Annotated in this window: 1 protein-coding gene; it reads left to right on the top strand. The window is 70.7% G+C overall.

Annotated elements, in window-relative coordinates; translation table 11 throughout:
• On the top strand, positions 1-2,416 hold a 2,416-nt coding region (locus Q9Q40_14545; GenBank protein MDQ7008438.1), incomplete at both ends, for a right-handed parallel beta-helix repeat-containing protein.

The following is a 2,416-nucleotide window of genomic DNA, read 5'->3' on the forward strand; positions in this document are numbered from 1 at the left end:
GGCCCTCGAACTCTGCGACGGTTTGGACAACGACTGCGACGGCAGCGTGGACGAGGACCAGGGCGTACGCTACGTGGCCCCCGGGGGCGACGACGCCGGCAACACCTGTCTCGATCCGGCCCAGCCCTGCGCTTCGATCAACCACGCCGTGCAGGTGGCCTGTGACGGCGAAACCGTCTCCGTCGCCGAGGGCGAGTATTTCGAGGACGTGCTGATCGACCACCCGGTCACCGTCGACGGCGAGGGAGTTCCCACCCGCACCATCCTCCGCGGATCGGGCACCGTCGACGTGGTGCGCATCTTCTCCTCCGACGTCCACTGGACCGCCGTCAACGTCTACGACACCGTCGGCGTCGCCTGCATGCGCATCGGCGACAGCAACCACACCGGGCTGCGCAACGTCAAGATCGACAACACATCCCTGGCCGGCTGCTCCATCGGCGCGATCTGGGACTCCACCGGCGACCCCGGACCGGCAGGCGCCTGGAACACCTTCCTCGCCGCCTCCACCCGGGACAACGTCTACGACGGCACTCCCGACTCGGGCATCGGCACCCTGATGGTGGGCGGCAACGGCAAGATCCAGCTCAAGCTCGGCCACCTGACCAACAACGACGGACCGGGCCTGGTGATTCGTCCGCCCACCGGCGGCCGGACCAACAACAACATCGTCCTGGCCGGGGAGATCATCGGCAACGACGGCAACCACCCCGATGTGGGCTCCCACGTGGCGGTGGAGATCCACCAGGCCAGTGACGTGCGCTTCGAGGGCAACGACTTCTACCAGATCCAAGACCGGGCGGTGCTCCTCGACCAGGTCACCGACGCCACTTTCTTCTGCAACCGCCTGCGGGACAACGGCGACGGCCTGGTCCTCACCGGCGGGTCCACCCTGCGCTTCGAGCAGAATCACTTCATCAACAACACCGGTGACGCGGTGCGGGTGGAGGCCGGCACCGGTACCGGCCTGCAACTGGCCTACAGCTACTTCAGCGGCAACGGCGCCGCCCTGCGCCACCAGGGCGACGGCACCATCAGCGCCGTCCGCTCCTGGTGGGGCGCGGCGGACGGCCCCGGCGGTGACGCCCCGGGCAGCGGCGACCCGGTGTGGGGCGCCGTGGACACCGGCTCGTTCTTCGACGCGGCGCCGTTTTTCGTCCGGCGGCCCACCGAGTCCGGCTGGGACCCCTCGCCCGACACCTGCTACCAGTCCGTACAGGCCGCCATCGACGCCAGCGCCGACGGCACCGACCTGCTGATCGGCGAAGGGGTCTACAAGGAGCACGTGACCCTGAACCGTCCGATGAGGATCGAGGGCATTCCCCCCGCCTCCGGCTGCCCCACGGCCGAGATCCGCGGCGAACAGAAGAGCGCTCCCCACCTGCCGGTCTTCCGCGTCAGCGACACCTCGGGCGTCAGCCTGTCCCACCTGAGCATCGAAGGGGCCGGCGAGGGCCCGGACGTGACCTGCGGCCAGTACACCGGGGAGGAGATGGGCCTCGAACTGAAGAACGTCTCCTCGTCCACCTTCTCGAGCCTCTGCCTGAGCGAGAACGGCGTCACCGAGCTGCGGGTCTGGGGCCAGTCCTCCGACAACCTCTTCGAGGATCTCACCATCGACGGCGTGATCCGCGACTACGGCGGCGCCGATGCCTGCGGACACCGCTCCCGCACCGGCATCGAGATCGACGGCGGCGCGGTGTGCGAAGGCGGCGCCGGCACCTTCGCCGCCCGCAACCGCATCGTGCGCGCCGACGTCTCGGGCACCACCCGGGCCATCGCCCTGCGCCTGGCGGACGACACGGAAATCTCGTCGTCGACCCTCTCGGCCTCCCCCGCCCCGGCCTGGAGCGACAGCGCCACGGGCATCCTGCTGGCGCTGACGGCGGGCACCACGCTCGCGGACAACCAGGTCTCCGGCCCCGAGCTGGTCGACGGCGTCCGCCTCGAACCCCTGCGGGACGGCGAGTGCGTCACCGAGCGCTCGAACACCACCGCCACCACCATCAGCGGCGGGTCGGTGACCACCGCCTCGGGCGCGGGCATCCGCATCCTCCGCGGAGCGACCGACCCGGGCCGCGTGCTGGGCACGTCCGTCTCCTGCCTGGTGCTCGACGGTAACGCCACCAACCTCGAAGCCGACGACGCGGGGGGCGCGGGCGCCGACGCCAACCGCATCGAGCAGGCCGACCTGACCGGATCCGGCAACGGCCTGGTCAACCACGACACCAACCCCTTCACCGCCACCGGCAACTGGTGGGGCGCCGCCGACGGTCCGTCGGGGGGCGGCCCGGGCTCCGGGACCCCCGTGCAGGGAGCGGTGACTTTCGGGGGCTGGCTGCTCTCCCCGGGCGGGAACGACGCGGACGGCGACGGCTACAGCGAGTGCGACGGCGACTGCGACGACCAGGAGTCC

It is taken from the genome of Acidobacteriota bacterium, from assembly GCA_030949985.1.
Taxonomy (GTDB): Bacteria; Acidobacteriota; Polarisedimenticolia; order J045; family J045; genus JALTMS01.